Origin of the sequence: Mycolicibacterium novocastrense, from assembly GCF_001499835.1 — a bacterium.
Taxonomy (GTDB): Bacteria; Actinomycetota; Actinomycetes; order Mycobacteriales; family Mycobacteriaceae; genus Mycobacterium; species Mycobacterium novocastrense.
The window spans coordinates 137,505-163,618 of record NZ_LQIH01000006.1 but is presented as its reverse complement, the minus strand read 5'-3'; the positions used below and the strand labels follow the sequence as shown (position 1 = coordinate 163,618).

Here is a 26,114-nt window from a genome sequence, read left to right as displayed (position 1 = left end):
GCACTACGCCGCCACCGGTAGGGCCCCGCCCGGCCGCCGCCCGTGGACGGGCAGCACGCCCCCATCCGCCACCGCCGCCGCAAACCCCGACGAAGCCGAAACGCGCTCGCCGCAAACGGCATTGGGGCCGGGTGCTGCTGGTCGTGCTGTTGCTGGCCGGGACGGCACTCGTGGCCGGTGGCCTCTGGATGGACTCGTCGCTGCGGCGCATCCCCGCGCTGGTCGACTATCCGGACCGGCCCGCAGCGGGTGCGGGCACCACATGGCTGCTCGTGGGATCCGACAGCCGCCAGCACCTGACCCCCGAACAACAGGCGCAGCTGACCACCGGTGGGGACATGGGCGACGGGCGCACCGACACGATCCTGCTGGTGCATATCCCCGGAATCACCTCGAGCGCCCAGGCGACGATGGTCTCGATACCTCGGGACTCCTATGTGTCGATCCCGGGCTACGGCAGCGACAAGATCAACGCCGCGTACTCGGTGGGCGGTCCGCAGTTGCTCGCCCAGACGGTCGAGGAGGCGACGGGCCTCCGGATCGACCACTACGCCGAGATCGGCTTCGACGGGTTCGCCACCATGGTCGACGCGGTCGGCGGAGTGACGATGTGTCCGGCCGAGCCCATCAGCGACCCCCTCGCCGGTATCGACCTGCCTGCCGGGTGCCAGAAACTCGACGGCCGCAGCGCGCTGGGATTCGTCCGCACCCGGGCCACCCCGCGCGCAGATCTCGACCGCATGGTTCACCAGCAGGAGTTCATGTCCGCGCTGCTGCACCGCGCCACCAGCCCGTCGGTGTTGCTCAACCCGCTGCGCTGGTATCCGATGGCGCAGGCCGCCGGCCGGACGTTCACCGTCAACGAGAACGATCACGTGTGGCATCTGGCCCGGCTCGCGTGGGCCATGCACGGAGACGTCCTCACCACCACGGTCCCGATCGGTGAGTACTCCAGCGGTGACGTCGGCTCGGTCGTCGTCTGGGACGAGACCTTGGCCGGCCAACTGTTCGAGGCGCTACGCACCGACTCAACGGTGCCGCAAGACGTCATCGACGCTCAGCCCTAGCACGACTCCAGCAAACATCTACCCGCCGATGTTAGCGCCGTCACAAAGGGTGTGCTCATTAAGGTAAACCTCGCCTGCGTTAGGTCGTCCTTCGCTGACAATGCGCTCTGAGCTGGACTATCGTGGCGTTCATGACCACTGCTGAAGCTTCCGACACCAAATTCCACGCCCTTCTGCAAGAGCAGATCCGCAACGAGTTCGGCGCTGCGCAGCAATACCTCGCCATCGCCGTTTACTTCGACGGAGCCGACCTTCCGCAGCTGGCCAAGCTCTTCTACCGCCAGGCCGTCGAAGAGCGCAATCACGCCATGATGCTGGTCCAGTACCTGCTCGACCGCGACGTCGAATTCGAGATTCCCGGGATCGATGCGGTGCGCAACAGCTTCGACGCTCCGCGCGACGCGCTCGTCCTGGCGCTCGATCTGGAGCGCACCGTCACCGAGCAGATCGGCCGGTTGGCCGGCGTCGCCCGCGACGAGGGTGACTACCTCGGCGAACAGTTCATGCAGTGGTTCCTCAGTGAGCAGGTCGAGGAGGTCTCGCAGATGACGACGTTGGTGCGCATCGCCGACCGGGCCGGCGACGACCTCTTCCATCTGGAGGACTTCGTCGCGCGCGAGCTGGGCAAGGCGCCGAAGGACAACGGCGCACCGAAGGTCGCGGGCGGAAGCCTCTGATCGTCGCGCGGGGCTGACTCGGGGCTAATCGCGCCCGGCGCCGGCCAACCCGTTCTGCAGCCAATCCTTGGTGCGGCCGGGGTGGTTGGTCGCGACCCACGCCACGCCGAGGTCGCGACAGTACTGCACGTCCTCGAAATGGTCGACGGTCCAGCAGTACAGCGCGCGGCCTTGCGCGGCCGCCCGGTCCACCAACTCGGGGCGCTCGCGCAGTGTGGCGATCGACGGGCCGACCGCGGTGGCGCCCACCGTTGTGGCGGCGCTACCGCCGAGGTAGCGCGCCGTCTCGCCGAGCAACACCGTCGGCAGCATCGGCGCCGCACGGCGGATGCGCCACACCGCGGCCGCTGAGAACGACATCACCACGGCGCGCGACAGGTCCGCCGATGCGGGGGAGGCGATTGCGAACCGGTGCAGAAGGGCCAGTACCTTGCTCTCCACCAGCCCACCGAACCGGACGGGATGCTTGGTCTCGATGAACAGCTTGACCGGGCGGTTCCAATCGAGCACCAGCGAGATCAGGGCTTCGAGGGTGAGCAGACCCGTATCACCTTGCGGCTCAAGGGCGTTCCGGCTGGGATGCCACCCGCCGAAGTCGAGCTCCCGCAGTTGGGCGAGCGTCATGTCGCTGACGATCCCCGTTCCGTTCGATGTGCGGTCGACCCTGCGGTCGTGCACACACACCAGGTGACCGTCGCGGGTGAGCCGCACATCGCATTCGACGCCCTCGGCACCCTGCTGCAGCGCCAGCTCGTACGCCGCGAGCGTGTGCTCGGGACGGTCGGCCGACGCGCCTCGGTGGGCCACGACGAACGGATGGCCCCCGGGCGTCGGTCCGGACGTCGCGTTTTCGGCGGCTTCGGAGTCGCCTGTCATAAGGCCTATGCTGCCGGGTCCTGCCCGTGTGACTCAACCGGAGCCTTGGACTCGGCGCGATCCTGTGCCGGCGCGCCGTCGTCTGGGACGATCACCCAGCGCTTGCTGGGGCGCTCGACGGGCTGCCGTTCGAAGCCGGAAACGACCTTCATGGCGAGCAGCAGCGCGGCCAGTGCCAGCAGATAGGCGATCATCGTGGTCATCGTGTTGTCAGCGATTCCCTGCGCATCCCGGGTGAAGCTGGTCGCGATCGACCAGATCGACACGGCATAGCTGGCCACCCACGCGAGCCACCACACCGCGATCGGCCTGCGCAGATAGCTGAGCCGCTCCTCGACCCCCGCCAGTTCGAGAACGAACACCGGCGCCCAGAACAGGTTCACGAACGGAAGCAGGCAACCGGCCTGCAGAACCCAGGACGGTCGTGGGTCGGTCGTTCCCCGGTAGGCGTATGCGGCGGCCCGCCTGGCGATCAGCCAGTTGGTCAGCACGACCAGGCTGGCCACCACCATGAACGCGCCGACAACGCTGAGCACGACGCCAAACCAGGTCCCGATGGCGGCGATCCACGGGGGCAGCAACACCGAACGGTTGACGATCAGCAGCACATAGCGCGCAAGGTGAATCAGCGCCGCGGCACCCAGCACCGCCATCGTCAGCAGCAGGGTGCCCGTCACCATGCCCGGCGACGGCCCACGGCGCGGCGCCTCCTGCTGTTGGTCGACCGGCGCGATCTGATCGACGAGGCCCCATCGCGGGATGGTCGCGTAACGGGGCGTCGGCCCGAGGGCGCGCTTCGGGCGCCGCGGGTACGGCGGTGCGCCGGGCCGCACGGCGATCCAGCGGTAGCCCGGCGGCAGTTGCGGCCGCGCACCGGGCGCTGCGGCCGAGGACCGTGCGCTCCACTGGGAGTTCGCGGCGTCCGGCGCGGGAGCCGACGGCGGCAACAACGAACCGTTGCACCGCGGACACCACGTCCGGCGCCGGTCGCGCACGTTCCACCGGGTTCCGCACGCCGAACACACCTGAATCATTTCGCTCCTCGCGCGCGCGGAATCACTTCGCTCCTCGCCCGACCATTCGACCAGGGTAGCGACGATCCGTCAGACGACACCCGGCCCGCCGTCGTCGGTCACCACCGGCCGACCGGCGCCGGCCCAGGCGAACATGCCGCCGTTGACGTTGATCGGTGAATAGCCGTTTTCGGCCAGATACTGCGCCACCCGCTGCGACCGCCCACCGGCCGCGCAGATCACGAACACCTGGGCGTCAACCTCGATCTCCGCCAGACGCGCCGGGACCTGTCCCATCGGGATGTGTCGTGCCTCCGGGGCATGCCCGCGTGCCCACTCGTCGTCTTCCCGTACGTCCAGCAGGATCGCCCCGGGGCCGAAGGTGGTCGGCACGTCGGCGATGTCGACCTGCCCGAATTCAGCCTCGTTCATGCCTCAATGCTGACATGCCGCCGGCCGGCTTGCGGCGACAGCAATGCCCACCTATCCACAATTTCCACAGGTTCATCCACAAGCAACGACATCGGACAACCTGCCTTGAGCCGCTGAATCTGTGATTCTCCTGAGGACCGCTGTGGATAAGCGCCGAACTTTTCGGCGTTCCCATCAACAGGCCGGCGGATGGCGAGCGAAATCCCTAGTCCCGCTAACCGCCGACTGATCCGGCGGTGCCGGTATCCGGCGTGAACGCGAGCCGATTTTTGCCGCGCGACCGGAGGGGTTATGATCGGCGTCACATACAGCGGTTGTGATCGATCTCACCGGGGGGAGATTAGAACATGCAGGTCAGGAGGGGTTCATGACGTCTTCGATGGGGTCGGGTTCGGCTATGCCCCCCACGGAGTGGCAGTCCTCCACGCCCGCCGCCTACACCCGCAGCCAGTTGATGGCGTGCCTGCGCGCCGGCGTGATCGCCCTGGTGCTCCTGGTCGTGCTGGCCCTGATCGTCCTGTACTGACGACATGCCGCTCGCTTACTGCGAGCGCGGATACGAAAGAGCCGCCGGGTCGATGACGCGGCGGCTCTTCGATGTCGAGAAGGTTCTCAAGCGGGCGGATAGACGCCCATCTGCTTGCCCTTGTCGGTCTGCCAGAAGATGTCGGCGATCTCGTCGATCGTCTTGAGCAGCTTCTCGGCGACGGCGACATCGAGTGACTTCTTGACGTCACCGGCACCGTGCACGCCGTCCCAGAACAACTGGTGCAGGTTGGGGAACTGCTCGAAGTGATCCTTGGTGAAGAAGTCGGCCCACAGCACCATCAGGTGATGCTTGACCTCCTCGGCCTGCCGCTCCTTGATGATGATGGCGCGCGCGCGGAAGTGGTCATCGTCTGAGTCGTGATACTTCTGGATCGTCTTGAGGCACGAGAGCGCCTCGATTTTGGCCTGCGCGGGGTCGTAGACGCCGCAGTACAGATCGCAGTGGGCATGGGCAGGGGTCGCGTTGTTGAACAATCGATGCAGCATGGTCCTAACTTACCCTTTGGGGGTGCGCCGCAACCAGACACCGCGACGCTGGCCGCTGCGGCTGTTCCGCGTGGTCGACGACTCGATGCGCCCCACGGTCGGCCCCGGCGACGGCCTATTGGCCATGCGGGGCGGGAGCATTCGGCGTGGACAGCTTCGGGTGTTCCAGGATCCGCGGCGTTCGACGCGGTGGCTCGTCAAGCGGGTCGGCGACGTCTACACCGACGGTCGCGACGTGATCTTTGAAGCCCGCTCCGACAATCCGGGCGCGCCCGGTGCCGCGGACTCCCACGACTTCGGTTGGATTGCGGCGGCCGGGTCGTACCGCGTGCTGTGGACTGCCCGCGAAGATTCCGCCGATTAGCAGTCGTGTCCACTTGCGTGCCAGGCGAGTTCTGCCGCATGCTGGGAAAATCGACCCACTGGCGTGTCGGGCCATCAGTCGGCCAGCGGCCGGCGTCCGAACACCGATGGCGCGGAGGCGATATGGAGAGGGAGTCGGGCAAGGCGATCGAGATCGCCCCCTTTCATTCACGCGGTTCACTCAAGGGCTTCGTCATCTCGGGCCGCTGGCCGGACTCGACCAAGGAATGGGCACAGTTGCTGATGGTGGCCGTGCGCGTTGCATCACTTCCCGGATTGCTGTCCACGACAACCATTTTCGGGGCCCGCGAAGAACTGCCCGACGAACCCGAACCCAACACGGTCGGCCTGGTTGTCGCCGAGGGCACCGTGGTCGGTGAATCAGCGGTACCGCCAGGCTATTTCGCCGAGCACCAGCCACCCGCTCTGTTGATGCTGCATCCTCCGTCGGAAACCACACCCTCGCTGCCGGAGTGCAGCGGGGCGGCCTCCGGTTGCGTGTTACTGCCCGGCCTCCCCCACCTCGGCCTCGAGCACCGCGCGGCGTGGGTGGAAGCCGAATCCGACGGAACAGTGACCTCCATGGTGAGTCGCGTCGGCGTGGACCCCATCAGCCATCCCGACACCGCGATCCTCGCGATGCTGCTTGCGGCATAAGGGCTTTCGAAGCATTCGATTCGGGCGCCTGAATAGTGGTTTCGGGTCCCCGAAAACCTAGGTGGCAGTGGCGCATCCGCGATATCGGCGCTATGGTCGGGTCAGTAAGCGAAGGGGAGTAGCCCCCAATCGTCGTGTCGACACACTGGCGCAAGCCCGGCCGGCGAACCACACCCGACGTGTGGTGGGCGAGACCTTCGACCGAAGCCGGCGGACGTGAGCACCGCTTCGTCGGCGACGCGTCGAAAGGGTCGTCCGAATGCTCGCCGCCATCCTGGTCAGTCTGGCCGTGGTCTTCGTCGCCGAACTCGGCGACAAGTCGCAGCTGATCACCATGACCTACTCGCTGCGCCACCGGTGGTGGGTTGTGCTCTCCGGCGTTGGGATCGCCGCGATGCTGGTGCACGGCCTGTCCGTCGCGATCGGACACTTTCTCGGGATGACGCTGCCCGAACGCCCGATCGCGTTCGCCGCCGCCATCGCCTTCCTGTTGTTCGCCGTGTGGACGTGGCGCGAGAACGGCGGCGACGACGAGATCCGGATCGCCGAGCCGCGGTTCGTCGTGCCCGCGATCGTGTCGTCGTTCGTCCTGGCCGAACTCGGCGACAAGACGATGCTGGCCACCGTTGCCCTGGCCAGCGAACACAACTGGACAGGCGTGTGGATCGGCGCGACCGCGGGCATGATCCTGGCCGACGGCGCCGCGATCGCGGCGGGCAGGCTGATGCACCGCCGATTGCCTGAGCGGTTCCTGCACGGTCTGGCCAGCGTCTTGTTCCTGCTTTTCGGCCTGTGGCTGCTGTTCGACGGTGCGCTGGGGTTGCGGTGGGTTGCCGTGGCGGTCACGGCCTGCGTCACCGTCTCGGTGCTGGTGGTCTGGCTGATCCGCCGTCGCCGGGCCGCCGCGCCGGACGGCACAGATCAGCCGTCGACCCAGGTGTCCTGACCTCGACCTGCGTGTTCGGCGCCCGACTCGCAGCGGCTCCGCGACCATCCGTGCGGAATTTGGCAAACGCCACTTTGCGCCCGAATGCATGCAATCGATGTTGCCGGCGGCGGTCACGGGGAGTGCCGTGGGCGCACTGTCCGGTCTCCGAGCAAAACTAGCTCGACAAAGTCGCCTTTGTTTGCTTCGTCGCACCGTATGGTAGAGGCGTCGGCGCACGCGGAATGCGTCGCGGCCGGCACAGTAGCGGGCGTCGAGCGCGGGGGCGGATCAACTTTTCCCGGGTTTGCACTTGGTTGTTGCCACAACACTCGCTACGATGATCAGCAAATACGCCGCTTGTACACCGCTCGTCCAATGCATGTGGAGGTCATATCGATGAGCACGACGTTCGCCGCTCGCCTGAACCGGCTGTTTGACACGGTCTACCCGCCGGGACGCGGCCCGCACACCTCCGCTGAGGTGATCGCGGCACTGAAGGCCGAGGGCGTCACCATGTCCGCTCCGTACCTCTCGCAGCTGCGCTCGGGCAACCGCACAAACCCCTCTGCCACCACCATGGCCGCTCTTGCCAACTTCTTCCGGATCAAGCCGGCCTACTTCACCGATGACGAGTACTACGAGAAGCTCGACAAGGAACTGACCTGGCTCGCCAGCATGCGTGACGAGGGTGTCCGGCGTATTGCCGCACGCACCGTCGGCTTGTCGCCGGAGGCCCAGCAGGACATCGTCCAAAAGGTCGACGAGCTGCGTCGCCGCGAGCATCTCGACGATTAGCCCGGTACGGCCCACCACGCCACAGCTGGCGAAGCGGGGCCGCGCTACCAGCTACGCTGCTTGACCCGTCGCGCCGCCGCGACGGGTCAGCGCTCTGTACTGCTCCGCGATCTCCAAGATCCATTCGCGGTCGGAGTACTCGCTCGGCTGGTTCAACCATCCCAGTCCGGGAAAATCGACGCGCCTGTCCTCCGGAGCGCCCTCGGTCCCGGAATGGATCCACTGGGCGATCGCCCTGGCCTGTTCCCGCGGCGGAACGGGTGGGGATTCGAGGTCCGTCTCGTCGGCGTCGGCGTCATCGCCGGACACCGCACCGCGCGGGTCGACCCGGAGTCTGCGCCGGTGCTCGGCGGCCGTGGCTTCCAGGTAGAGCGCGTCGGAGATCAACGACATCCGTTCCGCGACCCGGAAGACGAGCGGCCCGCGCGGCCGGACGCCGATACCGATGTCAGGGTGCCTGCGGCCGAGCTCGGTGAGGATCGGCTGGATCGCCCGCAGTTCGCGTCTGGCGCCGAACCAGTCCTCGATGCTGGGCAGCAGCGAGCCCGCGGCCACGACCAGCATCGCGCACCCCAGCAGCGTCGCCGCGGCCCCGACGCCGACCGGTCCGTCGCGGTCGAGGGCGCGCAGGAAGAAGAAGGCCGACGCCACCACGATCAGCACGATGCCGATCGTGAACACGAACAGCGCGCGCCCGCGGCGGCTGCGGTTCGAATAGCGCAGCCCCGCCCACGAGACCAGCGACAACGCCAGCAGCACGTAGAGCAGCGGCAGTAACCACGGCAACGTGTTTCCACCGCCGCTGAGGTTGCGCTGCAGATACTCCTGGGGCGACATCTCGGGCTGACGACCGGCGGAGAAGAAGGCCACCCCGGTCACCACGGCGATCACGGCCGCGACGCTGTACTGCGCGAAGGCGATTTTGCGGATGGTCGCCGGTTTACGCACCGACGACACGGTCGTGATCATCACGCAACTGCCCGCAGCGCAGGCCACGAGCGCCACCTGCGACAGGCCCAGGGAGATGTTGGGCCAGCGCAGTAACCGATCGATCAGCAGCGTCAGGGGTTGCCAATTCAGCGCGGCGATCAACGCCAGGCTCGCCAGCGCGACGATCATCGCAGTGCTCACCAGGCTCTGCTTGTTGACCAGCGCCCATCCGATGCGTAGTCCGGTGGCCAGTCCGAGCAGACCGGCGATCACCCAGACGATCAACCAAACGCCTCTCCGAGCCGCACCTGCACGATCGACGACCGGTCCGACGGAAGCCGGCCCAGGCGGTACAGCAGCAGGGCCGCAAAGTCCTCGGCCTCCTGCTCGGCTTCCTCACCCGCGGGACCCATGCATCCGGTCCGCTGGTTGAGCATGTAGCTGATCAGATCGGAGCTGGCGAACTCCGTGCTCTGTTCGGCGGCCTGCGCGACAGGGATACCGTCGTGGCCCAACACCAGATGCCCCAGCTCGTGGGCCAGGGTCCGGTCCCAGGCGGGCAGCCCCTTCTGGATCAGGAACACGTCGTGGTCGTTGTACTGGCGCCATTGCCCGCAGACGCCGGGCGGCAGCTCGGCCATCTTGAGTTCGATGGGTCGCTTGCGGTCTTCGCTGACGGCCTCGACCAGTCGGGTCAGTGACACCTCCCCGTGCCGCGGAGCCAGTTCGAGCACGGCCCCGACCGCGCGGGTGACACGGCGGTTAGCTGGCATGGATCCCCCTTCCGACCAGTCCACTATGCGCTGTCCGCCGTCTTGACGGGCGGCTTCTTCAATCAGTTCGCGAACTTTGCGGTCCGTACAAGCATGCCCTCAATACGCCATGCAGCCAAGACGCATCCGGCACGGCTTCGCCGGCGCCGAGCCGCCCGCAGCCTCAACACCGTGAACGATAGGGTTGTGCTGCACCGACAACCTGCACAGCCATGACCTCAGCAACCGAAAAGACCTCCGGGAGGCAGCCGGGATGAGCCCGTTCAAGCGACGCAAAACCCGCGCCACCCGCAGGGCCGAGGCCCGTGCGATCAAGGCGAAGGCGAAACTGGAGGCCAAGTTGGCCGCCAAGAACGAAGCCCGTCGCATCAAGTCCGCCCATCGGGCCGAGGCCAGGGCGCTCAAGGCGCAGATCAAGGCTCAACGCGACAGCGACCGGGCCGCCCTCAAGGTCGCGGAGACGCAACTGAAGGCCGCCCGCGAGGGCAAGCTGTTCGCCCCGGGCCGAATTCGTCGTGTGCTGACCGTGACGCGACTGCTCGCGCCGATCGTGGTGCCCGTCGGCTACCGCGCGGCCATCGCCGCGCGCGGCTATGCCGACCAACGCCGGGCGGAGCGGCTCGGGGTTCCGCTCAGCCAGGTCGGCCAGTTCAACGGCCACGGCGCCCAGTTGTCGGCCCGCATAGCCGGCGCCGAGCAGTCGTTGCGGTTGGTCTCCGAGAAGAAGCCGAAGGACGCCGAGACCAAACAATTCGTCGGGGCGATCACCGAGCGTCTCGGGGACCTGTCCGCCGCGATCGCCGCCGCCGAGCACATGCCGCCGTCGAGGCGCCGTTCTGCGCATGCCGCCATCGAACGTCAACTCGACGGAATCGACGCCGACCTGATGGCTCGGCTCGGCGTGAGCTGAGCCGCAAGTGTCGCCGTCCGGCTTCGCGGCCCGCCTTCGTGGCGCGGCGTCGGGGCTGCTGACGGCGGCGCTCGCCCTGGCCGCGCACGGTTACGGCGGTGCCGAGCCGCCCACCGGTGCCGCGGTCGTGGCGCTGGGCATCGTCGCGGTGACCGTCGGCACGTTGACGGCGACCCTGTCGGGCGCTTCGAAAACCCTTGTGTTGCTTGTGGTTCTGGCATGCGGCCAGATCGTCGGCCACATCGTGCTGGGCGCTTCCGGGCATGATCACGCGCCGCGGACCGCGGCGATGGTGGCCGCGCACGTGGTGGCGGTCGGCGTCGGTGCGGTGCTGATCGCGGCGGGCGACCGGCTGTGCGGGGTGGTGTCGCGCGTGATGCGCGTGGCGGTACGCGTGGTGTGCCCGCCGCCCGCACCGCATGCTCGCCCCATCGCGCGGCGGCCCGACCAACCGCTGCGTTCTGCGCTGCTTCTGGCCGCTTCCATGTCTCATCGCGGGCCGCCGGTCAGCCCCGCGCGCTGATCGACATACCAACGGCAAGAGAAAGACTTGTTTCGATGAGAACCATCACCAGGGTGCCCCGTCGCGCCCTCACCACCGTGGCCCTGATCCTCTGGCTGACGGCCGCAGTGCTGGCCACCGCGGGCACCGCCTCCGCGCACGCAACCCGCATCGCGTCGGATCCGGCGGAGAACGCCCGGCTGACCGAGGCGCCCGAAACGGTGTCCGCGACGTTCAGCGAGGCGCTGCAGCCACAGTTCGCGGCGATGACCGTCGTCGGCCCCGACGGCAATTTGTGGTCGACCGGCGAACCGCAGGTCCAAGGCGCTGTCCTGAGCGTCGGCGTTCGCCCGCTCGGACCGTCGGGGCTCTACACCGTGAACTACCGGGCGACGTCGGCGGACGGGCACGTGGTCAACGGGTCCTGGACGTTCGAGCTGAGCGTGCCGGGAACCGGGACACCGGGGCCGTCGGCGGCCGCACCGGCCGAAACCCCCGCCGACGACGGAATCCCGGTGTGGCCGTTCTTCGTGGGAGCGGTCGTCATCGTCGGTGTCGGCGCGATATGGGCGGTGCGGCGGCGCGCGTGACCCGTCAGCGCACCGTGGTCGTCGGGGCGGTGCTCGCGGCCGCCGCGATCGCCCTGTCCTGGGCGCTGGCCTACCCGCACGGGTCGCTGAGTTCGACGGTGGTGCGGGTCCTGGCCGACTGCGCGGGTGTCGCCACGCTGGGCTTGGCCGTGGTGCCGATGCTCGACGGCGAACGGCACCGCGGCGAGTTGTTGGCCCGCTCGACGCGACCGTTGGCGGCCGCCTCGGTGCTGTGGCTGCTCGCGGAGCTGAGCCGGATGATCGTCGCGGCGGCACAGACCGCCTCGCTGCCGGTGTTCCGGCTCGGCGTGCAGACCACCCTCGACTTCGCGACGACGACCGCGGCGGGGCGGGCGGGCATGCTCGCGTTGGTCGCCGCGGCGGCCATCGCCGTGGCGGCGCTCGTCGCACCGCGGACGGCGTCGTGGAATGTCGCCGTGATCGGCGCGGCGGCGGTCGGAGTCGTCGCACGCCAACTGACGGGGCACTTCGCGGACAGCCCGCTGGGTGGTGTGGCGGTCACCGTGCACACCCTGGCCGCCGCGTTGTGGGTCGGTGCGCTGGCAGCGCTGGTGTTGACCGTCGACCACCGCGGTCAGTGGGCCAGGATGCTGCCGCGCTTCTCTGCGCTGTCGCTGGCCTGTGTGGTGGTGCTGCTGGTCGGCGGGGTGGTCGGCGCCGTGATCCGGTTGGGCGCACCGGCCGACCTGTACGCGACCGGTTACGGCCGGCTGGTGTCGGCCAAGATCGCGGTGACGGTCGCGCTCGTCGTCCTCGGCTGGCGAAATCGCACGATGTGGCTGCCCGCCGCACGGTCACATACCGCCTCGGCGGTGGTGTCCCGGACCCGGGCGCGGGTCGAAACCGCACTGATGCTCGTCGCGCTGGTCCTGGCGGCCGGTCTGGCCGTCACGGGTTAGTGCCATATCCGACCTGGCATGATGGACCGATCGACTTCCGGCCGCACGCTCGGCGGCCCCGGCGACGAGACACTGCAAAGGAGCAGCCCGATGGCAGACCAGCAGGGCCGACCCGACGAACAGCCGCACAGCTCACCACCGGCGGATCAGTCGACCCCGCAGCCCGCCGCCGCGGAGTCCGCGAGCGTCTCGCCAGACCCGCTGATCCCGCCCCCACCGGCGAAGAAGACGCCCGCCAAGAAGACTCCCGCCAAGAAGGCCGCCAAGAAGACCCCCGCGAAGAAAGCGGTGAAGAAGGCCGCACCGGCGAAGAAGACGCCCGCCAAGAAAGCCCCTGCCAAGGGCCCGGCGAAGCAGACGCCGGCCAAGAAGGCGCCCGCAGCCGAGCGGGCTGCTACCGGCAACGATGTTGAGTCTGCAGCGAAAGTGACTGCCGCACAGGCAAAGTCGACGGTTGCTGCCGCCAGCAATCCGGTGGCCGGCCCGCCGCCGACGCCTTTGATCGGGCACGAACCGTCACGGCTGCCGGTTGCGGCGGCCATCGCGGCGGGTGTGCTGGCGATCATCGTGGTGTTGCTGATCCGCCGGGGCAGCGACGAGGACTGACAAATCGCTTGACCCTCACGCCGCGTCAGGGTCGATAGTGGCGTCATGGACGCCATGACCGTTGGCGCGGTGGCCACCCTGACGGGTGTCTCGGTACGCACCTTGCACCATTACGACCACATCGGTCTGGTGGTGCCGAGCGTGCGTACCGAGGCGGGCTATCGCGGATACACCGACGCCGATATCGAACGGCTGCACCTGGTGCTGGTGTACCGGTCGGTCGACATGCCCCTCGAGGAGATCCGCGCACTGCTGGACGGGGACGGGCATGTGCTGGGCCACCTCGAGCGGCAGCACCGGCTGCTGCTGGACCGTGCGGACTACCTGCAGCACACGATCAAGGCAGTGGAGGAACTGATGAGCGCACACCGCAATGGCGTACAACTGACCGCCGACGAGCAGGTCGAGATCTTCGGTAGCGCGGTGTTCGACGAGTACGCCGCCGAATCCGAGCAGCGGTGGGGCGGTTCGGACGCGTGGACTCAGTCGCGGCAGCGGACGGCGCGGATGACCAAGCAGGACTGGATCGAGTTCAAGACCGACAACGATGCGCTGTTGGCGGCGCTGGCCGATGCTCACCGCGACGGTGTCGCTCCCGGCACACCGCGTGCGGACGAGTTGGCCGCCTGGCACCGCGCGAACATCGAGCGCTTCTACGACTGCGATCACGAGATGCACGTGCGCCTGGCCGAGATGTATCTGGCCGACGAGCGGTTCAAGCGCTACTACGACGACGCCGAACCGGGGCTGGCGCAATTTGTGCACGACGTCATCGTGGCTAACATCGACCGGTGAGCATCGAGCCCCGTCCCACCGCTGACCTGGTCGATGACATCGGCCCCGACGTGCGCAGCTGCGATCTGCAGCTCCGCCAATTCGGCGGGCGTGCGCAGTTCGCCGGGCCGATCGTCACGGTGAAGTGCTTCCAGGACAACGCGTTGCTGAAGTCGGTCTTGTCCGAGCCGGGTGACGGCGGCGTGCTCGTGATCGACGGCGACGGGTCCCTGCACTCGGCGTTGGTCGGCGACGTCATTGCGGGGCTCGGCGTCGAAAATGGTTGGGCCGGTTTGATCATCAACGGCGCGGTCCGCGACTCCGCGACGCTGCGCACCCTCGACATCGGCATCAAGGCGCTGGGCACCAATCCGCGCAAGAGCACGAAAACCGGTGAAGGCCATCGTGATATCGACGTCGAGTTCGGCGGCGTGGTCTTCACGCCCGGCCATATCGCCTACAGCGACGACGACGGCATCGTGGTGGTCGAACCGTAGTTCCCGCCCGACTGCGCATTCTCATACGCGACACGCCGCCGTGGCGTATGAGAATGCACAGTCGCGGACGCGAGACGCTGGTTAAGCCGAAGCTTTCACCGACGCACGGTGTTTGGTGAACTCCAGCGCCTCATCGTCGACCTTGCCGCGACGAATCAGCCGCAGGTCGAGCAGATAGTTCTGCTTGAGGCGCCACGGCGCGACATGTCCGGCCTTCGGCAGATAGTCCAGTGCGCGCAGGACGTATCCCGGGGTGAAGTCCATCAGCGGGCGTTCGTCGACACTGTTGCCGGGATGCATCGGTTCGACACGGTCGAATCCATTGGCGTCCATGTAGTTCAGCACCCGGCAGAAGAACTCCGAGACCAGGTCGGCCTTCAACGTCCATGACGCGTTCGTGTAGCCGATGGTGAACGCCATGTTCGGCATGTGGGTCAGCATCATGCCCTTGTAGGCCATGGTCTCGTTCAGCTCGATCGGCTCGCCGTTGCGCATGATCGCCGCACCGCCGAACAGCTGCAGGTTCAAACCCGTTGCGGTGATGATGATGTCGGCCTCAAGCTCCTCACCGGACGTGAGCTTGATGCCCGTCTTCGTGAACCGCTCGATCGTGTCGGTGACGACGTCGGCCTTGCCGTGGCGAATCGTCCTGAACAGATCGCCGTTGGGCGCCAGGCACAACCGCTCGTCCCACGGGTTGTAGCGCGGCCCGAAGTGCTTCTGTACGTCGTAGCCCTGGGGCAGCCGGCGCTGCGCCATGGTCATCAGCTGCTTGCGCATGAAGTTCGGGAAGCGCCGGCTGATCTGATACTGCGCGGACTGGAACAGGATGCTCTTCCAGCGGTTCAGTACATACGCCGGCTTCTCCGGCAGCGTCTTCTTCGTCCGAACCGCGAACGGATCCACGTCGGGCAGCGAACCGACATAGGTCGGTGAGCGCTGCAGCATCGTGACGTGGTCGGCTCCCGAGTTGGCCAGCGCCGGAATCAGGGTGACCGCGGTCGCGCCGCTGCCGATCACGACGATCTTCTTGCCCTGGTAATCGAGATCCTCGGGCCAGTGCTGCGGATGGATGATCGTGCCCTCGAAGTCGTCGCGGCCGACGAACTCCGGGGTGTAGCCCTGGTCGTAGTTGTAGTAACCGCTCGCGGCGAACAAGAACGACGCGGTGATTTCGGCTTCCTGTCCGTCGCGCTCGACGCGCACGGTCCAGCGGTTGTTCTCATCCGACCAGTCCGCCGACAGCACGCGATGGCGGTAGCGGATGTGCTTGTCGATGCCGTACTCGGCAACGGTTTCCTTGAGGTACGCCATGATCGACGGTCCGTCGGCGATCGCCTTCTCCGAGGTCCACGGCTTGAATCGGAAGCCCAGCGTGAACATGTCGGAGTCGGAGCGGATCCCGGGGTACTTGAACAGGTCCCAGGTACCGCCGAGGTTCACCCTGCGCTCCAGGATCGCGTAGCTCTTGTTCGGGCAGCGGTCCTGCAGATGCCAGGCCGCGCTGATGCCGGAGATACCGGCGCCCACGATGACGACGTCGAGGTGTTCGCTCATGGTACCGGAGCGTATCAACGGGGTGTCGAGTTAGTCAACACCGTGTCGATAATCTCGACAGCGTGTAAAGTCGTTGGATGTGACCGCCGTCAGCCAGTCCCGCGGACCGCGGGGACGCCGTTCCGGCCGCCCCTCCGGCGATGACCGTGAACAGGCGATTCTCTCGACACTCGAGGCGCTGCTCGAGGAACGATCACTGGCCGAGATCTCGGTGGACGACCTGGCCAAGGGCGCGGGAATCTCCCGTCCGACGTTCTACTTCTATTTCCCGTCGAAGGACGCGGTGCTTCGTGCGCTCGTCGAGCAGGTCATCGACGAGGCCGACCGCAATGCCGACGACGCGATGGGCGGCATGGATCCCGCGGTGGATCCCGCCGGAGTGTGGAAGGCCATCAACGCCCTGTTCGGGACCTTCGGTGCGCACCGCGCGGTCACGCTCGCCGGGGCCGACGCCCGGCCCACCAATCCCGACGTTCGCGCGCTGTGGTCACGCTTCATGCAGAAGTGGATCGACCACACCACCGCGTCGATCGAGAGTGAACGCGCTCGAGGCGAGGCGCCCGAGACGATTCCGGCGCAGGATCTCGCGACGTCGCTGAACCTGATGAACGAGCGCACGATGCTTGCAGCCTTCGCATCCGAGCAGCCTGCGGTCAGCCCTGACCAGCTCGTCGACACCCTCGCCCACATCTGGGTCACGAGCATCTACGGCACCACTCGCCACTAGTCGGTCCTCGGTGCGAACATACGTTCGTGTCCACTGGTTCGGCGGCGGTCGCGGCGAGCATTCTGCACGCCGATCTCGATTCGTTCTACGCCTCGGTCGAACAGCGTGACGAGCCGTCGCTGCGCGGCCGGCCTGTCATCGTCGGGGCAGGCGTGGTGCTGGCCGCCAGCTACGAGGCCAAGGCATACGGTGTGCGCACCGCGATGGGCGGACGAGAAGCACGCCGGCTGTGCCCGCACGCGATCGTCGTGCCTCCGCGCATGTCGGCGTACTCCCAAGCCAGCCACGCGGTCTTCGAGGTTTTTCACGACACAACTCCGGTGGTCGAACCGCTGTCGGTCGACGAGGCGTTTCTCGATGTGTCTGGGCTGCGGCGGGTCTCGGGCACCCCTGTCGAGATCGCGGCCCGGTTGCGGGCGCGGGTCCGTGAAGAGGTCGGCCTGCCCATCACCGTCGGCATCGCGCGCACCAAGTTCCTGGCCAAGGTCGCTAGCCAGGAAGCCAAACCCGACGGGTTGCTACTCGTCCCACCCGATCGCGAGCTGGCGTTTCTGCACCCGTTGCCGGTGCGCCGACTCTGGGGTGTCGGCGCCAAGACCGCCGAGAAGCTGCACACCTACGGCATCGAGACGGTGGCCGACATCGCCGAGCTGAGCGAGTCCACTCTCGGATCCCTCGTCGGCGCGGCGATGGGCAGCCGGTTGTTCGCGTTGTCGCGCAACATCGATCGGCGCCGGGTGGTCACCGGTGTGCGCCGGCGCTCGGTCGGTGCGCAGCGTGCGTTGGGCCGGCGCGGCAACACGATGTCGCCGGGCGAGATCGACGCCGTCGTCGTCAACCTGATCGACCGCATCACCCGGCGGATGCGCAAGGCCGGGCGGACCGGGCGCACCGTGGTTCTGCGGCTGCGCTTCGACGACTTCGGCCGCGCCACCCGGTCGCACACGATGCCACGCGCGACCGCGTCGACCGACGTGATCCTGCACACCGCCCGGGGCCTCGTGGCCGCGGCGGCGCCGTTGATCGCCGAACGCGGTCTCACCCTTGTCGGGTTCGCCGTGTCCAACATCGATCGCGACGGCGCGCAACAGCTCGAGCTGCCGTTCGAGGAGAGCCACGACACCACCGCGGTCGACGAAGCCGTTGATCAGGTGCGTCAGCGGTACGGCAATTCCGCGGTGACCCGCGGCGTGTTACTTGGCCGCGACCCCGGTCTCGAAATGCCCCAGCTACCCGACTGACCCGGGCTTGCCTTTGCGCGGCTGGGCCTTCGCCCGCTTGGCGGGTTGCGCCTTCTTGGCTGCCCGGACCGGCTTCGGCGGTGGGTTGGCGGCTTCCGTCTTCGCCGACTTCATCGGCGGCACAGCCTTTTTCGCGGGCGCCTTCTTGGTGGGCGCCTTCTTGGCGGGCGCCTTGGTGGCCGCCTTCTTGGCAGTCGTCTTCTTGGCCGGCGCCTTCTTCACCGGCGCCTGGGCCGCCGCCTTCTTGGCGGGCACCTTGGTCACCTTCTTGGCGGGTGCCTTTTTCGCCGGAGCCTTGGCCGCCTTCTTCGATGGCGCCGACGACGACGGTTCGCTGTGCTCGGCCTGGTCTTCGGGCTCGCCGCTGACGCGTCGTACGAGGCGACCGGCGGTCCCGCCCGCCGCGTTCGCGAGCTCTGCGGCACGCGCGCCCAGGGCCGCGGCCGTCTCACCGATAATTTTTCTCACAGTCACCCTGTACCCCGTTCGGGGGAGTTAACCGCGGACTGTTCTCAAGAACCGGCCCACACCAACAATTCCTCGGCGGGCCAGGTGTTGATGATGCGCTCGACCGGCACCTCGGCATCGAGCGCACGCTGCGCTCCGTAGCCGAGGAACTCCAACTGCCCGGGCGCGTGCGAATCGGTGTCAATCGAGAACAGGCAACCGATGTCGAGCGCGAGCTTGAGCAGCCGGGTCGGCGGATCGCGCCGCTCGGGTCGGGAGTTGATCTCGACGGCCGTTCCGTGGTCCCGACACGCCGTGAACACCTTCTCGGCGTCGAATTTCGATTCCGGCCGCATCCCACGACCCCCGGTGACCAGGCGGCCGGTGCAGTGGCCCAGCACATCGGTGTGCGGGTTGGCGACGGCCTTGAGCATGCGACGCGTCATCGAGGGGGCATCCATCGCCAGCTTCGAATGCACACTGGCCACCACGATGTCGAGCCGTTCGAGCAGTTCGTCCTCCTGGTCGAGGGAGCCGTCCTCGAGGATGTCGACCTCGATACCGGTGAGAATTCGCAGCGGGGCGACCTTCTCGCGCAACTCGTCGATGACGTCCAGTTGCCGGCGCAGCCGCTCGGACGACAGGCCGTTGGCGATGCGAAGCCGCGGTGAATGGTCGGTCAGCGCACAATACTCATGACCCAGATCCCTTGCCGCGGAAATCATTTCCTCGATGGGGGCCGAACCATCGGACCAATTCGAATGCACGTGCAGGTCTCCGCGTAGCGCCGCACGGATATCGCCGCCTCCGAGATCCTTTGCGTTGGAACGTAGCTCGGTCAGCACCTCGGGCTCACGACCGGCCCATGCCTGTGCGATGACCTTCGCGGTCTTGGGGCCGATGCCGGGCAGCGACTGCCAGCTGTTGGCGGCGCCGTGGCGGTCGCGTTCGGCGTCGGAGAGGGCCTCGACGATGTCGGCGGCGTTACGGTAGGCCATCACCCGACGCGGATCCTCGCGCGCACGGTCCTTGTAGTAAGCGATCTGCCGCAGGGCGTTGACGGGGTCCATCACTCCAGTGTGCCCGTTTTGCACGCTCAGACCTGGGGCGATATAGTGGATTGCGAATTTGTTCAATCCATCAAGTACTGGAATGTATGCCCCACCGCTTCCTCGGTAGCCCCGAGCTACCGCTCTACGAGATCAAGGCCAACCTGTTCAAGGCGCTGGCTCACCCGGCACGCATCCGTGTCCTGGAAATTCTGTCGGCCAACGGCGAGCCGACCTCGGTCAGCGAGATCCTCGCCGAAACCGACCTCGAACCCACGCTGCTGTCCCAGCACTTGGCGGTGCTCAAGCGTCATCACGTGGTCTCGGCACAACGAGTCGGCAACTCGGTTCTCTACGAACTCGCCCACCCGAAGATCTCCGAACTCCTGGTCATCGCCAGAACCTTCCTCGCCGACGTCCTCGGAACCAACCGGGACCGGTTGGAGGCGTTCAAGACGCTGCCTCCGCTGGCGCACGACAAGTGAACCTCGCCCGACTGCTCCCGAACCGCCGGGACTACAGCGAACTCCCCCGATCGTGGCGGCGTGACATCCTGGCCGGAATCACGGTCGGCGTCGTCGCCCTACCCCTGGCGCTGGCGTTCGGCATCAGTTCGGGTGTCGGTGCGGCTGCCGGACTTGCCACCGCCGTCGTCGCGGGTTTCGTGGCCGCCGTGTTCGGCGGGTCGCATGTGCAGGTGTCCGGGCCTACCGGTGCGATGGCCGTCGTGCTCGCACCGATCGTGGCTCACTACGGTCTCGGCAGCATCGCCCTCGTCACCGTGCTGGCCGGTCTGCTCGTGCTCGTCGCGGGCGTCACGGGCCTGGGCCGTGCGGTCACATTCATCCCCTGGCCCGTCATCGAGGGGTTCACCCTGGGCATCGCCGCAATCATCTTCCTTCAGCAGGTGCCCGCTGCATTCGGCCAAGACAGTCCGGCGGGCGGGCGCACCTTGTCGGTCGCGTGGAACGTTGTCAGACAAGCGGATTGGTCATCGGCCGCGAAAACGCTTGCGGTGGTGGCGGTTGTCGCGACGCTGATGGTGACCCTGCCGCGGCTGCACCGCGGTATCCCGGAATCGCTCGCTGCCGTGATAGTCGTGACGGTAGTCGTGGCGGCTCTTGATATTTCGATAGCGAGCATCGGTGAGCTACCGTCCCACCTCCCCGCGCCCGTCATTCCCGACGTGGACGTCGGCGCAATGCGAACCCTGGTCGGTGCCGCTTTGGCGATCGCGGCGCTGGCCGCCATCGAGTCCCTGCTGTCGGCGCGGGTCGCCGCCACCATGGCGCCGACGGGACCGTACGACCCCGACCGCGAACTGGTGGGCCAAGGACTCGCTTCGGTAGCATCGGGCGCCTTCGGCGGTATGCCCGCGACGGGGGCCATCGCCCGTACCGCCGTCAACGTTCGTTCCGGCGCGCGTACCCGGGTCGCGGCCATCGTGCATTCGCTGGTGCTGCTCGCAGTCGTCTACCTGGCGACCGGACCCGTTTCCGCAATACCGTTGTCGGCATTGGCGGGCGTTCTGATGGTGACCTCGTTTCGGATGATCTCGTTGTCCACCGTTCGCAAGATCTTGCGCTCCACCCGCTCGGATGCTGTGACGTTTGCGCTGACCGCCGCCATCACGGTGTGCTTCGACCTCATCGAAGCCGTGCAGATCGGGGTCGTCGTCGCGGCGTTCTTCGCGCTGCGCGGAGTGGCTCGTCGCAGCAGCGTGACCCGAGAAGATCTCCCCGCGCCGCGCCGGCCCGGTGACGAGCGGATCGCGCTACTGCGCCTGGACGGAGCGATGTTCTTCGGAGTGGCCGAGCGCATCTCGAGCGAGATCACCGATACCGACCACCCGCACACGTCGGTGGTGATCATCCGGCTCAGCCAACTGGGCATGCTCGACGCCACCGGCGCGAATTCGTTGGCGCAGATCGCCACCGAACTGGAGGCGCGCGGCATCACCGTGATCATCAAAGGGGTTCGCCCGGAACACATGAGCCTGCTTTCCAACGTCGGCGTATTCGACTCACTACGCCACGAGAACCACTTGATGGACTCACTCGACGAGGCGATCGACCATGCCCGAACCCACGTCACCCGCCTGACACCCGATCGCTCGTCGGGTTGATCGCGCCGTGCACGAGCGCGGCGACCTCGCCGTGGGTGGAGCCGCCGGCCAGAAACAGCATCTCGTCGCCGGCTTGCAGCACGTCGTCGGGCCGGGGCAGGACGATCCCGCTGTCGCGGATGATGATCGCCAGCGCCGTGTTCTCCAGCAGCGGCAGGTCTCCCATCCGTTGACCGACCAGCGGATCACCCTCGGGCAGCGTCAGTTTCGCCAAGCTCACCTGCCCGTGCCGCAACTGCATCAACCGCACCACGTGACCGATGTCGATGGCGCCCTCGATCGCCGCCACCAGCGCGCTCGGCGCGGAGACCGCCACGTCGACGCCCCACGCCTCGGTGAACAACCACTCGTTGCGCAGGTCGTTGACCCGAGCCACCACACGCGCGACACCGAACTCCGTCTTCGCCAACAACGCGGCCGCCAGGTTCACCTTGTCGTCGCCGGTCGCCGCGATCACCACGTCGCACATCTGCAGGCCGGATTCCTCGAGCGAGGACAGCTCGCACGCATCGGCGAGCAGCCACTCCGCATCGGGAACCGTCCGCGGTTCGTAGTGCCGCACGTCGTGTTCGATCAACAACACCTTGTGGCCATAGTCGATCAGTTCCTGCGCGACCGACCGCCCGACCGCCCCGGCACCGGCGATGCCGACCCGCATCATCGTCCGCTCCTCGACGGGATGCGATGCGTCGAAGTGGCGCCAGCGCAGCCGTATCACGCACTCATACTTACCCATCGCGGCGGCCTTGCGCGCAGCTTCGGGCCCGGAGCGCCCGGCCACCGCCCGTGGTAGGTGTTTTACTGCCTTTCACACCGCCCATACGGTCCCGAACGGGGATGCAATGACGCTCGAGCAGCTCTATCTCGTGCTGCTGATCGCTGGGGTGGTGCTGCTGGCGAGCATCGTCGCCACCAGGGCCGCCAGCCGGGTCGGGCTGCCGAGCCTGCTGCTGTTCCTCTTCGTCGGCGTCATCGTCGGCGAAGACGGGCTCGGCCTGAATTTCGACAACTATCTGCTCGCCGACCATCTGGGCACGGTGGCGCTGGCCGTGATCCTCGTCGAAGGCGGTCTGACGACCCGGTTCTCCGACATCCGCCGCGTGCTCGCGCCCGCGGGCGTTCTCGCGACTCTCGGTGTCGCGGTCAGCATGCTCATCACCGCCGCGGGGGCGCACCTGCTGCTGGGCATCAACTGGCAGTTGTCGCTGCTGCTCGGCGCGGTCGTCTCGGTCACCGACGCCGCGGCGGTGTTCTCGGTGCTGCGCGTGGTGCCCCTGCCCCGCCGGGTGGCGGGCCTGCTGGAGGCCGAGTCCGGTTTCAACGACGCCCCGGCCGTCATCCTCGTGCTGATGTTCAGCGTGGCCCCGCTCGAACTGTCGCCCGTGCACGCGCTCACCGAACTGGTCTACGAGCTGGTGGTCGGTGCGGTGATCGGCGTCGGCGTCGGCTACCTGGGCTCGATGGCGCTGCGCCGCATCGCACTTCCGGCGTCGGGCCTCTACCCGCTGGCCACCTTCGGGCTCGGCATGGTCGCGTTCGCGGCGGGCGGCACCGCACACGCCAGCGGGTTCCTCGCCGCCTACGTGGCCGCGGTCGTGCTCGCCAACACCGGCCTGCCGCACCGTTCGGCCACGCGTTCGTTCGCCGAGGGTCTCGGCTGGCTCGCTCAGATCGGCCTGTTTGTTCTGCTCGGCTTGCTCGTCGACCCCAGCGACCTGGCCGTGGAGGTGGTGCCCGGCATCGTGACGGGTCTGGTGTTGCTGCTCGTCGCCAGGCCGCTATCCGTGTTCCTGTCCTTGGTGTGGTTCCGAATCCCCTGGCGCGAACAGGTTTTCGTCTCCTGGGCGGGGTTACGCGGTGCCGTGCCGATCGTGCTGGCGACCTTCCCCATCGTGGGCGGTGTGCCCGACAGCGTCCGCCTTCTCAACATCGTGTTCATCCTCGTGGTGGTGTTCACCCTGGTGCAGGGTCCCAGCCTGCGCTTCGTCGCGCATCGGCTGGGACTGATCTCGAAGGAGGCGACGCGGGAGATCCAGGTGGAGTCGGCTCCGCTCGACGTGCTGGACGCAGAGCTTTTGACCATGACCGTGCAGGCGCCGTCGCGGTTGCACAACGTCACCGTGCTGGAACTGCGGCTACCCGATCCGTGCGTGATCACGTTGATCATCCGCGACGGGCGCACTTTCGTCCCGCAGCCCGACACCCGAATCGCGATCGGCGACGAGCTGCTGATCGTCACCACCACCAAGACACGCGCCCTGGCCGAACGCCGGCTGCGTGCGGTGAGCCGGCGCGGCAAGCTCGCGTACTGGTTCGACGAATTCGGTGAAACCGAATAGACGGCCGGAGCGGCGAAACCGACTGATCGCGCGGCGGACTCGGCTCACAGCTCGTTGTCAGCCCCTTGGAACTAAGCTCGGTTCGGTGAAGTTCGCCTTCAAAACATCGCCGCAAAACACCACGTGGGCCGACATGCTCGCGGTGTGGAAGGCGGCCGACCAGATCGACGTGTACGAGTCCGGCTGGACGTTCGATCACTTCTATCCGATCTTCTCCGACTCCACCGGCCCGTGCCTGGAGGGCTGGGTCACGCTCACCGCGCTCGCGCAGGCGACCGAGCGGTTGCGCGTCGGTGTGCTCGTCACCGGCATCCACTACCGCCACCCCGCGGTGCTGGCCAATATGGCCTCCGCGTTGGACATCGTGTCCGACGGCCGGCTCGAACTCGGCATCGGCGCGGGCTGGAACGAGGAGGAGTCCGAGGCGTACGGAATCGAGTTGGGTTCCATCCGTGAACGCTTCGATCGCTTCGAGGAGGCATGCGAGGTGCTCACCAACCTGCTCAGCCAAGAGACCACGTCGTTCGACGGCAAGTTCTACCAACTCAAGGACGCCCGCAACGAGCCGAAGGGCCCGCAGCGTCCGCACCCCCCGATCTGCATCGGCGGCAACGGCGAAAAGCGCACGCTGAGGATCACCGCCCGGTACGCCCAGCACTGGAACTTCGTCGGCGGAACCCCGCAGGAGTTCGCCCGCAAGCGCGACGTGCTGGCCCGCCACTGCGCCGGCATCGGGCGGGATCCATCGGAAATCATGCTCTCCGCCCACGTCCGACTGGACCCCGACCGCAAATACGAAAAGGCGCTGTCGGAAGCCGCGGCCCTGGAACAGGAGGGGCTGGATCTGGCGATCATCTATCTGCCGACGCCGCACGATCCCGCGGTGCTCGAACCGCTGGCCGACGCGATCGCCGCTTCGGGTCTACGGAATTAGCCGTCATTTCTGACGGTCACGAAAATATAACGATTTGGCAAACGGATAGCCGGAGGGGGCCTGCGCGAGGGTTTTCGCGCTTCCCAGTTCGCTAGACGCCGTACAAACGGAGCTCGTCGGCGGTGATGAGACGCTCGGCCTTGGCCGGGAACTCACGGCTCTTGAGCGGATGACGGAGGAGTGACCAGGCGATTCGGCTCACCCGAGACCGGGATAGCGGGTTGACATACACGGAACTGACTCCTGTGTCGAAACCGATAGCTGACCGGGGCCCAACCTTACCGCAGTGCCCCCATGAAGTCATTAGAACCCGTCCGTCGGCAAACTGCGGTAGGCGCGCCGGTAAATCGTCTGATGTTTTTAGAGTTGCTGGAGTGACAGATGTGACTCGAATTCTACGTTCCACTCCATCCGCGATTGTGTGGTTTCGTACGCAACACGCGGCCCTACCGTATGAGACCGCACGCTCGCCGCCGGTCACGGCCGCAAAAACACGTCGTCCAACGTCACGGTGCGCAGCCCCCGCGCCCGGACGATGTCGACCAACTGCCCGAAGACCTCGGTGACGGGCGGGTGATTGAGGTGGCCGATCACGATCTTCTGTGCGGTGAAGTGCCGCTCGGCCATCGCGACGACCTCGGCCGGGGGGATCCACACGTGGTCCTCCAGCGTGCCCGACCACAACGTGTCGACGGTGTAGCCGAGATCGGCCGACACCTTGTCGACGTGTGGGCTGGTCGCGCCGTAGGGCGGCCGGAAGTAGGGACGTGCGTCGACGCCGTACGTCTTCCACAGGAAATCGTGGTTGCGCCGGAACTGTTCGGCGACGTCGACCAGCGGAAGCTTCGTGAGGTCGGGGTGCGACCACGTGTGGTTGGCCAGTTGGATCTGACCGTCGTCGACCAGCGGCCGCAACAGGTCGGCGTGATCGGTCCACGACCGGTAGATCCCGTTGACGAAGTAGGTCAGCCGTAGCCCGGAGTCCTTGGCGAATTGGGTGTAGGCGCGCACGACGTCACTGCTCACCCCGTCGTCGACGGTCAGCGCCAACAGATCTCCCTCACCGGGCAGGCTGCTCAGCACGCCACCGCTGGGTAGAGCGATCCGCGCCGACGCCGGTGGCGGCGGCAACAGGCCGGCCGAGGGTGCGGTCGGGACTTGCGAGGCGGCTACCCCAGCGACTCGCGGTTGCTCTCCGGTCGCGCACCGGCTCAGCCCCACGGCGCCCACGGTGGCGACGGACAGCGCCGCGATGAAGTTGCGCCGGTTGAGTCTTCGCCCGGCGCCGACGGATTGGTAGCGGCCGATCACCGCCATTACTGTCGCGCGCTCAGGCGCAAAAGCCGTACA

31 protein-coding genes are annotated in these 26,114 nt (G+C 67.2%); 20 read left to right on the top strand and 11 right to left on the bottom strand.

Annotation, left to right across the window (positions count from 1 at the left end):
- Positions 1 to 1,067 (top strand): LCP family protein (locus tag AU072_RS07095; protein WP_456237905.1); only part of this gene is annotated, 1,067 nt, incomplete at its 5' end.
- 131 nt (positions 1,068 to 1,198) lie between these two features.
- Positions 1,199 to 1,744 carry a ferritin gene (locus AU072_RS07090; protein ID WP_064413129.1) on the top strand — a complete coding sequence of 182 codons (546 nt, stop codon included), beginning with the start codon at positions 1,199 to 1,201 and terminating at the stop codon, positions 1,742 to 1,744.
- A 24-nt stretch (positions 1,745 to 1,768) separates the two neighbouring features.
- Here the strand turns inward: AU072_RS07090 and AU072_RS07085 are convergent, their stop codons facing one another.
- The 3 genes from AU072_RS07085 to AU072_RS07075 form a co-directional block, all read right to left on the bottom strand.
- Positions 1,769 to 2,620: a glycerophosphodiester phosphodiesterase gene (locus AU072_RS07085; RefSeq protein ID WP_064413113.1), complete on the bottom strand. Its 852-nt coding sequence runs from the start codon at positions 2,618 to 2,620 to the stop codon at positions 1,769 to 1,771.
- Positions 2,621 to 2,625: 5 nt separating this feature from the next.
- The gene (locus tag AU072_RS07080) at positions 2,626 to 3,654 is read right to left on the bottom strand and encodes a DUF4328 domain-containing protein (RefSeq protein ID WP_064413112.1); all 1,029 of its coding nucleotides are present in this window, start codon (positions 3,652 to 3,654) and stop codon (positions 2,626 to 2,628) included.
- Positions 3,655 to 3,723: 69 nt separating this feature from the next.
- Positions 3,724 to 4,065, bottom strand: a complete 342-nt coding sequence (locus tag AU072_RS07075) for a rhodanese-like domain-containing protein (RefSeq protein ID WP_064413111.1) — start codon at positions 4,063 to 4,065, stop codon at positions 3,724 to 3,726.
- A 367-nt stretch (positions 4,066 to 4,432) separates the two neighbouring features.
- Here AU072_RS07075 and AU072_RS28255 point away from each other — a divergent pair, with 367 nt between their 5' ends.
- Positions 4,433 to 4,591 (top strand): hypothetical protein, encoded by a 159-nt coding sequence (locus AU072_RS28255; RefSeq protein WP_165595589.1) that lies wholly within the window; start codon positions 4,433 to 4,435, stop codon positions 4,589 to 4,591.
- An 86-nt stretch (positions 4,592 to 4,677) separates the two neighbouring features.
- Here AU072_RS28255 and sodN read toward each other — a convergent pair whose 3' ends face one another.
- On the bottom strand, positions 4,678 to 5,100 hold the full coding sequence (gene sodN / locus AU072_RS07065) for a superoxide dismutase, Ni (RefSeq protein ID WP_064413109.1): 423 nt from the start codon (positions 5,098 to 5,100) through the stop codon (positions 4,678 to 4,680).
- A gap of 85 nt (positions 5,101 to 5,185) precedes the next feature.
- Here sodN and AU072_RS07060 point away from each other — a divergent pair, with 85 nt between their 5' ends.
- From AU072_RS07060 to AU072_RS07045, 4 genes are all read left to right on the top strand, one after another.
- Positions 5,186 to 5,464: a S26 family signal peptidase gene (locus AU072_RS07060; protein WP_235629966.1), complete on the top strand. Its 279-nt coding sequence runs from the start codon at positions 5,186 to 5,188 to the stop codon at positions 5,462 to 5,464.
- Positions 5,465 to 5,586: 122 nt separating this feature from the next.
- Positions 5,587 to 6,120 (top strand): hypothetical protein, encoded by a 534-nt coding sequence (locus tag AU072_RS07055; protein WP_064348444.1) that lies wholly within the window; start codon positions 5,587 to 5,589, stop codon positions 6,118 to 6,120.
- A gap of 259 nt (positions 6,121 to 6,379) precedes the next feature.
- Positions 6,380 to 7,066, top strand: coding sequence for a TMEM165/GDT1 family protein (locus AU072_RS07050; protein WP_064413108.1), 687 nt, complete (start codon positions 6,380 to 6,382; stop codon positions 7,064 to 7,066).
- A 378-nt stretch (positions 7,067 to 7,444) separates the two neighbouring features.
- A complete protein-coding gene (locus tag AU072_RS07045) occupies positions 7,445 to 7,843 on the top strand; it encodes a helix-turn-helix domain-containing protein (protein WP_064348517.1) in 399 nt (132 codons plus the stop codon).
- Positions 7,844 to 7,894: 51 nt separating this feature from the next.
- On the opposite strand, the gene AU072_RS07040 is transcribed toward AU072_RS07045, so the two are convergent.
- The gene (locus AU072_RS07040) at positions 7,895 to 9,058 is read right to left on the bottom strand and encodes a hypothetical protein (RefSeq protein ID WP_064413107.1); all 1,164 of its coding nucleotides are present in this window, start codon (positions 9,056 to 9,058) and stop codon (positions 7,895 to 7,897) included.
- The gene (locus AU072_RS07035) at positions 9,055 to 9,546 is read right to left on the bottom strand and encodes an ImmA/IrrE family metallo-endopeptidase (protein WP_064395089.1); all 492 of its coding nucleotides are present in this window, start codon (positions 9,544 to 9,546) and stop codon (positions 9,055 to 9,057) included. The genes AU072_RS07040 and AU072_RS07035 overlap by 4 nt, the downstream gene beginning before the upstream one ends.
- Before the next feature lie 253 nt (positions 9,547 to 9,799).
- Between AU072_RS07035 and AU072_RS07030 the strand changes: the two genes are divergently transcribed.
- The 7 genes from AU072_RS07030 (at position 9,800) to rraA (ending at position 14,345) form a co-directional block, all read left to right on the top strand.
- Positions 9,800 to 10,456 carry a DUF6474 family protein gene (locus AU072_RS07030; RefSeq protein ID WP_064401167.1) on the top strand — a complete coding sequence of 219 codons (657 nt, stop codon included), beginning with the start codon at positions 9,800 to 9,802 and terminating at the stop codon, positions 10,454 to 10,456.
- Positions 10,457 to 10,463: 7 nt separating this feature from the next.
- Entirely contained in the window at positions 10,464 to 10,979 is a 516-nt protein-coding gene (locus tag AU072_RS07025) for a hypothetical protein (RefSeq protein WP_064413106.1), read from the top strand.
- 35 nt (positions 10,980 to 11,014) lie between these two features.
- Positions 11,015 to 11,548 (top strand): copper resistance CopC family protein, encoded by a 534-nt coding sequence (locus AU072_RS07020; RefSeq protein WP_064413105.1) that lies wholly within the window; start codon positions 11,015 to 11,017, stop codon positions 11,546 to 11,548.
- The gene (locus tag AU072_RS07015; RefSeq protein WP_120270966.1) at positions 11,524 to 12,468 is read left to right on the top strand and encodes a CopD family protein; all 945 of its coding nucleotides are present in this window, start codon (positions 11,524 to 11,526) and stop codon (positions 12,466 to 12,468) included. Before AU072_RS07020 ends, AU072_RS07015 begins: the two co-directional genes overlap by 25 nt.
- A gap of 90 nt (positions 12,469 to 12,558) precedes the next feature.
- Positions 12,559 to 13,074, top strand: coding sequence for a hypothetical protein (locus tag AU072_RS07010; RefSeq protein ID WP_064413126.1), 516 nt, complete (start codon positions 12,559 to 12,561; stop codon positions 13,072 to 13,074).
- Positions 13,075 to 13,119: 45 nt separating this feature from the next.
- On the top strand, positions 13,120 to 13,869 hold the full coding sequence (locus AU072_RS07005; RefSeq protein WP_064413104.1) for a MerR family transcriptional regulator: 750 nt from the start codon (positions 13,120 to 13,122) through the stop codon (positions 13,867 to 13,869).
- Entirely contained in the window at positions 13,866 to 14,345 is a 480-nt protein-coding gene (gene rraA / locus AU072_RS07000) for a ribonuclease E activity regulator RraA (RefSeq protein WP_064413103.1), read from the top strand. Before AU072_RS07005 ends, rraA begins: the two co-directional genes overlap by 4 nt.
- 81 nt (positions 14,346 to 14,426) lie before the next feature.
- Here the strand turns inward: rraA and AU072_RS06995 are convergent, their stop codons facing one another.
- On the bottom strand, positions 14,427 to 15,902 hold the full coding sequence (locus AU072_RS06995) for a flavin-containing monooxygenase (protein ID WP_064413102.1): 1,476 nt from the start codon (positions 15,900 to 15,902) through the stop codon (positions 14,427 to 14,429).
- A 79-nt stretch (positions 15,903 to 15,981) separates the two neighbouring features.
- Between AU072_RS06995 and AU072_RS06990 the strand changes: the two genes are divergently transcribed.
- Together AU072_RS06990 and dinB are read left to right on the top strand one after the other, a co-directional pair.
- Complete coding sequence (locus AU072_RS06990) at positions 15,982 to 16,629, top strand: TetR/AcrR family transcriptional regulator (RefSeq protein ID WP_064413101.1); 648 nt, start codon at positions 15,982 to 15,984, stop codon at positions 16,627 to 16,629.
- Positions 16,630 to 16,655: 26 nt separating this feature from the next.
- Positions 16,656 to 17,870, top strand: a complete 1,215-nt coding sequence (gene dinB / locus AU072_RS06985; RefSeq protein WP_064413100.1) for a DNA polymerase IV — start codon at positions 16,656 to 16,658, stop codon at positions 17,868 to 17,870.
- On the opposite strand, the gene AU072_RS28445 is transcribed toward dinB, so the two are convergent.
- Together AU072_RS28445 and AU072_RS06975 are read right to left on the bottom strand one after the other, a co-directional pair.
- Positions 17,859 to 18,338 carry a hypothetical protein gene (locus tag AU072_RS28445; RefSeq protein WP_064413099.1) on the bottom strand — a complete coding sequence of 160 codons (480 nt, stop codon included), beginning with the start codon at positions 18,336 to 18,338 and terminating at the stop codon, positions 17,859 to 17,861. The two genes, dinB and AU072_RS28445, sit on opposite strands and share 12 nt — an antisense overlap.
- 44 nt (positions 18,339 to 18,382) lie before the next feature.
- On the bottom strand, positions 18,383 to 19,387 hold the full coding sequence (locus AU072_RS06975; RefSeq protein ID WP_064413125.1) for a PHP domain-containing protein: 1,005 nt from the start codon (positions 19,385 to 19,387) through the stop codon (positions 18,383 to 18,385).
- Positions 19,388 to 19,473: 86 nt separating this feature from the next.
- Here AU072_RS06975 and AU072_RS06970 point away from each other — a divergent pair, with 86 nt between their 5' ends.
- Together AU072_RS06970 and AU072_RS06965 are read left to right on the top strand one after the other, a co-directional pair.
- Complete coding sequence (locus tag AU072_RS06970; RefSeq protein WP_064413098.1) at positions 19,474 to 19,851, top strand: ArsR/SmtB family transcription factor; 378 nt, start codon at positions 19,474 to 19,476, stop codon at positions 19,849 to 19,851.
- Positions 19,848 to 21,491, top strand: a complete 1,644-nt coding sequence (locus tag AU072_RS06965) for a SulP family inorganic anion transporter (RefSeq protein WP_064413097.1) — start codon at positions 19,848 to 19,850, stop codon at positions 21,489 to 21,491. The genes AU072_RS06970 and AU072_RS06965 overlap by 4 nt, the downstream gene beginning before the upstream one ends.
- Here AU072_RS06965 and AU072_RS06960 read toward each other — a convergent pair.
- Entirely contained in the window at positions 21,457 to 22,149 is a 693-nt protein-coding gene (locus AU072_RS06960; RefSeq protein ID WP_064413124.1) for a potassium channel family protein, read from the bottom strand. The two genes, AU072_RS06965 and AU072_RS06960, sit on opposite strands and share 35 nt — an antisense overlap.
- A gap of 184 nt (positions 22,150 to 22,333) precedes the next feature.
- On the opposite strand from AU072_RS06960, the gene AU072_RS06955 reads away from it, so the two are divergent.
- On the top strand, positions 22,334 to 23,830 hold the full coding sequence (locus AU072_RS06955) for a potassium/proton antiporter (protein WP_064413096.1): 1,497 nt from the start codon (positions 22,334 to 22,336) through the stop codon (positions 23,828 to 23,830).
- 85 nt (positions 23,831 to 23,915) lie between these two features.
- Complete coding sequence (locus AU072_RS06950; RefSeq protein ID WP_064413095.1) at positions 23,916 to 24,764, top strand: LLM class F420-dependent oxidoreductase; 849 nt, start codon at positions 23,916 to 23,918, stop codon at positions 24,762 to 24,764.
- 477 nt (positions 24,765 to 25,241) lie between these two features.
- Here the strand turns inward: AU072_RS06950 and AU072_RS06945 are convergent, their stop codons facing one another.
- On the bottom strand, positions 25,242 to 26,075 hold the full coding sequence (locus AU072_RS06945; RefSeq protein WP_234787623.1) for a polysaccharide deacetylase family protein: 834 nt from the start codon (positions 26,073 to 26,075) through the stop codon (positions 25,242 to 25,244).
- Positions 26,076 to 26,114 lie beyond the last annotated feature (39 nt).